This is a genomic window from Thiobacillus sp. 65-1402 (assembly GCF_001897685.1).
Lineage (GTDB): Bacteria > Pseudomonadota > Gammaproteobacteria > Burkholderiales > Thiobacillaceae > Thiobacillus.
Window position 1 is genome coordinate 1 of record NZ_MKUG01000184.1, and the last position, 4,976, is coordinate 4,976.

Sequence of the window (4,976 nt, forward strand, 5' to 3'; positions counted from 1 at the left end):
GTTACCGCCTCCTCCTGGTCATCGTCCTTGTCCGTGGGTGCTTTCGTCGCCTCGGGCAGGGTCTGCCGCCAGCCGGGGACCAGCGGCGTCTTGCCGCTCACCCTGAATTTCTCTGCCTCGCAGATCACTTCGATCACCGTCTTGCTGTACTGGTAATCCCCCAGGAATTGCGCCAGATACCGTCGACAAACCATGTCAAAGACTGTCCGCTCGGTCGGCGTCATGGCCGACACATCGATGTTCGGGTTTCGCGTCGGAATGATCGCGTGGTGGGCAGTGATCTGTTTGTCGTTGAAGGCCCTGCCCCGGGAACGCTCATCGGCACCATTGAGCGCCGACTCGGCAACCGTGGTCAGTGTTGCCAGCTCGGGCTTCGCTCCGGCGATAGCCTGCAGCGTCTCTTTCGATTCGGCCAGCATCGAGCGCGGCAGGTATTCGCAATCCGTTCGTGGATACGATGTCGCCTTGTGTTTCTCGTAAAGTGCCTGCGCAGCATCGAGTACGGCCTGCGCCTTCATACCGAAGCGCGCCGAGGCCTCCCGCTGAAGCGATCCCAGGCTGAACAGCAACGGCGCGACTTCGCGTTCCTGTGTCGTCTCGACAAGGCTCACCTTCCCGGCCTGCCCTGCGACCTGCTTGACCACCGCTTCTGCACTTCCGCGGTCGACGAGATGCCCCTCATCGTCGAGCAGCACCGCTCGCGCAACCCAGGCCATCGGTACGGATGCTCCGTTCATCAGAAAGGTCGCATTGACCCCGAAGTGCGACTTTGGAACGAACGCGGCGATGGCCCGTTCGCGCCGCACCACCAAAGCCAGCACAGGCGTCTGCACACGACCACAATGCAAGGTTCCGTCTTTGCCGCCGGCACCGAACGCCTTGGTCAAGGCCATGGTGAGATTCATCCCGGCCAGCCAGTCCGCCCGGCTTCGGCCCATCCCGGAGAAATACATCGTCAGCGTCTTCTCGCCCGGCAAGATGTTTGCCAGAGCCTTCTTCACCGACGCATCGTCGAACGCTGAAAGCCAAAGGCGCGAAACCTTGCCGCGGTAGCCGTTCAGTTGCATCAGCTCCCGTGCGATCACTTCGCCCTCACGGTCGGCATCGGTGGCAATGACAACCTCAGTTGCCTGCTTCAACAGCTTCGAGACGATCTTGTACTGATCACGGGTCTGGTGCTTCACCTCCATGTGCCACTCATCCGGCAGTACAGGCAGGTGCGCGATGTCCCAGAATTTCAATGCCGGGTTGTAGTGCTCCGGTTTCGCCTGTTCAACCAGGTGGCCGATACCCCAGGTTACCGACACACCGTTACCAGTAATGCATCCATCCCCGCGTGTCCGAGCACCGATGTGGCTGGCGATTTCCCTGCCTTGTGAAGGTTTTTCGCAAAGGTAGAGCTTCACTCAAGCCATCCTGAAAAACGCAGGCGTATCAATGAGAGATGCCAACACGGCCAAAAACATCGGGCCCAAGATCGCAAGGGGATTCATTCCACCCTCCCATTGATCCGCCATAGCATCATCGCCAGATTGGCAATATGCAATATCCACTTCCTGCCCACGGGCCAGCGTTACCGCAGCGCCTTGGGCAAGCATGGCATTCCATATCTTGATGCCTGATTCAGGCTTGTCCCAGCCGGTCCAGCCCTCATGCGCTTTCTGCGAGAGCTTCGCCTTCATGGCATCGGCAAATTCATCGACTGCCTCATCCAGGCGGGCTACTTCCTGCCGCACCCAATCGGGATCCGGGGCAATTTCCTGCCAGTTCTTGTCTATCACTGCATGACCTCCCTGAACCAACGTTGCTCTCATGCCAGATGACGGTAACGGAGTCACCCTCAAACGTCGTGTTGAAATAGTGCCGGCTCATAACCTCGACTCAACCCAGCCGCGGCCTACAACGGTTCATTCAGAACATCGAGTAAGCGTGATTCGATCACCTCGCCATCCTGACTGACCACAATCTTCACTCTTGCCATTGCACCTGGCTGACCACGCCGCCCAAGCCTCATGGCCTTGAACTTGAACCCATGAAAACATCCCGAGCCCATCCCATGCCGGCACGCATCTTCCGACACCGATAGCAGCACCGCTGCCATCATGTTTTCCTCGGGCTGGGTTGGATGTCTCATGAAGCCTCCTATTTCTGGGCAGGTAATGCGGGGCCGGATGTCGTTGTCCGGTTCAGCAGGAAAATCACCGTCGCCTCCCCAGACGAGCTCGCTGGGTAGGCCGACATGGACTCAACCCTCCAACCCTGGCCGTACAGGTCCGTCAGACTCGTCGTCAAGTATTTACTGTAGCCGCGAGCATCCGGTTCGCCTTCGCACTTGAGGGTTCTGCCCTTGACGCTGACACCTCCGCCACCCGAATAGGTGTTGCACATCATCAGCTCGTGACTCTCAGCAGCAAATGCTGAGGAATTGAGCATGAGCACTGATGAAAGCAGCAAAGAGGGGACTGTTCGCATCAAGCACCCACTTCCTGCGCTTTTGGCCTGAATTTCACTTCCTCAAGACGAGACAGCGACAGATAGACATCGTCGGCATTGAGCTGCATCGTCTTCCGCACTTCGCCAGATTCCTTGTCTGTCCATTCCTGCTCGGCCAGGCGGCCGGCGACATGCACACGCGCCCCCTTGCGCAGGTGCTGGGCAACATCCTCGCCGCGCTTGTCCCACACCGAAGCATTCATCCAGAACCCGCCGGACTGCTCGAAACCGCCCTGACCATCCGGCTTATATTCGTCGAAGAAAACCCGAATCTCTGCGACCTTTCGATCCTCGCCCTTGACCAGGACGGTCTTCAACGTGGGGTTGTCGCCCAAATTGCCCGTGCCACGAAATTCATTGCTCATTGCCTCTTCTCCTTCAGTTGATTAAAAAACCCACGCCAGGGGGTGGCGTACCCACTTCATTGCTTCAATCCTCAATGTTCAGTTCCTGTGCCATGCGTATTGCCTTCCTGGTCACGACCTCCTTCGCATTCAGCAACCGTACTGCCGCATTGACCTCCTCAAACCAGTCCTGCTGTGATCGTGTCATTCGGCCCAGCGTGGGCTGGATGCTGTCCCATGTCAGGTGGACATGCTTCACGCCAAAGCTGCGCCACATCAGGAAGCGTTGCCCAGTCGATTTCCGGTGATGCAGATACACGTACCAGGCATTGCCTGCGGCACGCTTTGAGTGCTCGGACAATTCCTCCATCTCAAATACGACCTTCCGGTAGTCACGATGGAGCCGCGCCAACCACTCATCCGCTCCCTTACCCTTAAAAGGCCTTTTATCCATCTGGATTGATGACAAACCGCTCATAGGAGAGTGTTTTCCTGGCTCAGATCACTTCCGGCCGTATCCACTTTCCCCTGCGCCACATCCACCAGCAATCGCATCTCTGCCTCACTCACATCCGCCCGACGACGGCTATGACGCGGTCGCACTTCACCAGTGAAGATCGGTTGCGGCACAGCCCCGAATATCCCTACCGCAGCTTCAACCCGTTTTCTTGATTCATCGCTGGCGCCAGGGAGGAAATCGCTCCTGGATAGCAGGCGCAGTTCCTCACGGAGGAGATACTTCTGATAGGGCAAGGTGGACTCGAACAACGCCCGAATCCGTTTGGTCATGTGGTACAAGTCTTCCTTCCCTTCGATGTCGCCCAGACGATTCTTCTGCACCATCGTCTTGACCACACGCGCATACCAGTCAAAGTCCAGGATCAGATCCACGATCATGTAGCCGTAGGGACTGCGGAAACCCAGTTCCACTGCCACTGGCGCACGACTCTTCAATACGGACACGCGAAGACCACGCGCCTGCAACTTGTCCAGGTCGTCCTGGAAATGCTTTCCGGCATGCTCAAGCTGTTGGCGCAGTTCGCCGACCCGATCCGTCACCTGCACCAGAATCCAGTCTGCATAGGGATTGTCATTGGCCGACAGATTCCAGATTGACCGGAGCACTGCTGCAACCTTCTTCCCGCTGGTGATTCCGTAGCCGCGCGGGCTTTCATCACGCGTCCTGCCGATAAACAGTCGGTAGGCCTCCTTGGTATGGATTGCCATCACATCAGTCTCATCAGCAACGAGGCTGCCGATTGCCTTCAGTGCACGTGCTTCATGATCGGGAACGATCGGGTCAGCGTATTGGCGTTGCTGGCGATTAGCCTGTTCCTGCCGCAGGCGCTCTTCCCTTTCGAGCAGATCCATAAAACGCTCCCAACGAGGATCTTTCTCGTACGGTTCATCTGCCTCGACTAAATCCTTCAGAGCATCTCGCTCTCCAGCAATGTCGTACCCATCCTCGAACGGCGAATCCGCCGAGGTCGGGAACTTGATTTTCGATTTCGGTGTTGCCATCAAAGTCTCCGTCTATAAGTCATCACTTCCTGCTGCGCCACCTTGCGGTTGCCTGTTTCGGTGATGGCACTACCATCACTCTCACTTCCTGCTGCGCCACCTTGCGGTTGCCTGTTTCGGTGATGGCACTACCATCACCCTCACTTCCTGTAGCCGTGGCTCTGGTCATTTCTTTCCCCAAATGGTCTGACGCAGTTCGGTCAGCTTGATCCGGGCAGAATCCCGGTTTGTCGCAAACTGTGTTTGTGGCTCAACGATCAGGCGCTTTCGCTGTTCCAGTATTTCCTGCCGGCGCTTTCGATCTGCTTCAACCCGATGGGCGTACTCAGCCTCAAATGTCCCGGCCTGTTGTCTGGTTTTCAGGGTTCGCAGGTAGCCGATCGCATTTTTGACGTGGCCGTCCTGCATCTGGCCTGCCAGCTCGTCGAGGATGAGTTGAGGATTGGGGCTGCCGTGCAGAATCTGCCGTGCGGTCTGTTTCTCGCCGGGAAGCAGCTTGTCCGGATAGATCAGGTTTTCCAGATCAGCAGTTGCTGGCGCAGTCCGGATGGTTTTGGGGAAATCGAATACGCCCACCCCCTCCAGGCTGCTATGGAGGGGGTGGTATGGAGTATTTAT

At 57.3% G+C, this 4,976-nt stretch carries 7 protein-coding genes; all 7 read right to left on the reverse strand.

Annotated elements, in window-relative coordinates; translation table 11 throughout:
* Nucleotides 1–1,406: DNA topoisomerase (locus tag BGO62_RS13625; protein ID WP_296643461.1), on the reverse strand; the 1,406-nt coding region annotated here is incomplete at its 3' end.
* On the reverse strand, nucleotides 1,407–1,781 hold the full coding sequence (locus tag BGO62_RS13630) for a hypothetical protein (protein WP_296643463.1): 375 nt from the start codon (nucleotides 1,779–1,781) through the stop codon (nucleotides 1,407–1,409).
* 116 nt (nucleotides 1,782–1,897) lie between these two features.
* Complete coding sequence (locus BGO62_RS13635) at nucleotides 1,898–2,134, reverse strand: hypothetical protein (protein ID WP_296643465.1); 237 nt, start codon at nucleotides 2,132–2,134, stop codon at nucleotides 1,898–1,900.
* 337 nt (nucleotides 2,135–2,471) lie between these two features.
* The gene (gene ssb, locus BGO62_RS13640; protein WP_296643467.1) at nucleotides 2,472–2,858 is read right to left on the reverse strand and encodes a single-stranded DNA-binding protein; all 387 of its coding nucleotides are present in this window, start codon (nucleotides 2,856–2,858) and stop codon (nucleotides 2,472–2,474) included.
* A 64-nt stretch (nucleotides 2,859–2,922) separates the two neighbouring features.
* Complete coding sequence (locus BGO62_RS13645; protein WP_296643469.1) at nucleotides 2,923–3,315, reverse strand: hypothetical protein; 393 nt, start codon at nucleotides 3,313–3,315, stop codon at nucleotides 2,923–2,925.
* Nucleotides 3,312–4,358, reverse strand: a complete 1,047-nt coding sequence (locus tag BGO62_RS13650; protein ID WP_296643472.1) for a PFL_4669 family integrating conjugative element protein — start codon at nucleotides 4,356–4,358, stop codon at nucleotides 3,312–3,314. The genes BGO62_RS13645 and BGO62_RS13650 overlap by 4 nt, the downstream gene beginning before the upstream one ends.
* A 165-nt stretch (nucleotides 4,359–4,523) precedes the next feature.
* A partial coding sequence (locus tag BGO62_RS13655) for a hypothetical protein (RefSeq protein ID WP_296643474.1) occupies nucleotides 4,524–4,976 on the reverse strand: 453 nt, incomplete at its 5' end.

Bases quoted from the DNA above. Each gene is read 5' to 3' on its own strand.
- BGO62_RS13635 (WP_296643465.1), bottom strand. From the start codon at position 2,134: ATGAGACATCCAACCCAGCCCGAGGAAAACATGATGGCAGCGGTGCTG.
- ssb (WP_296643467.1), bottom strand. From the start codon at position 2,858: ATGAGCAATGAATTTCGTGGCACGGGCAATTTGGGCGACAACCCCACG.
- BGO62_RS13645 (WP_296643469.1), bottom strand. From the start codon at position 3,315: ATGAGCGGTTTGTCATCAATCCAGATGGATAAAAGGCCTTTTAAGGGT.
- BGO62_RS13650 (WP_296643472.1), bottom strand. From the start codon at position 4,358: ATGGCAACACCGAAATCGAAAATCAAGTTCCCGACCTCGGCGGATTCG.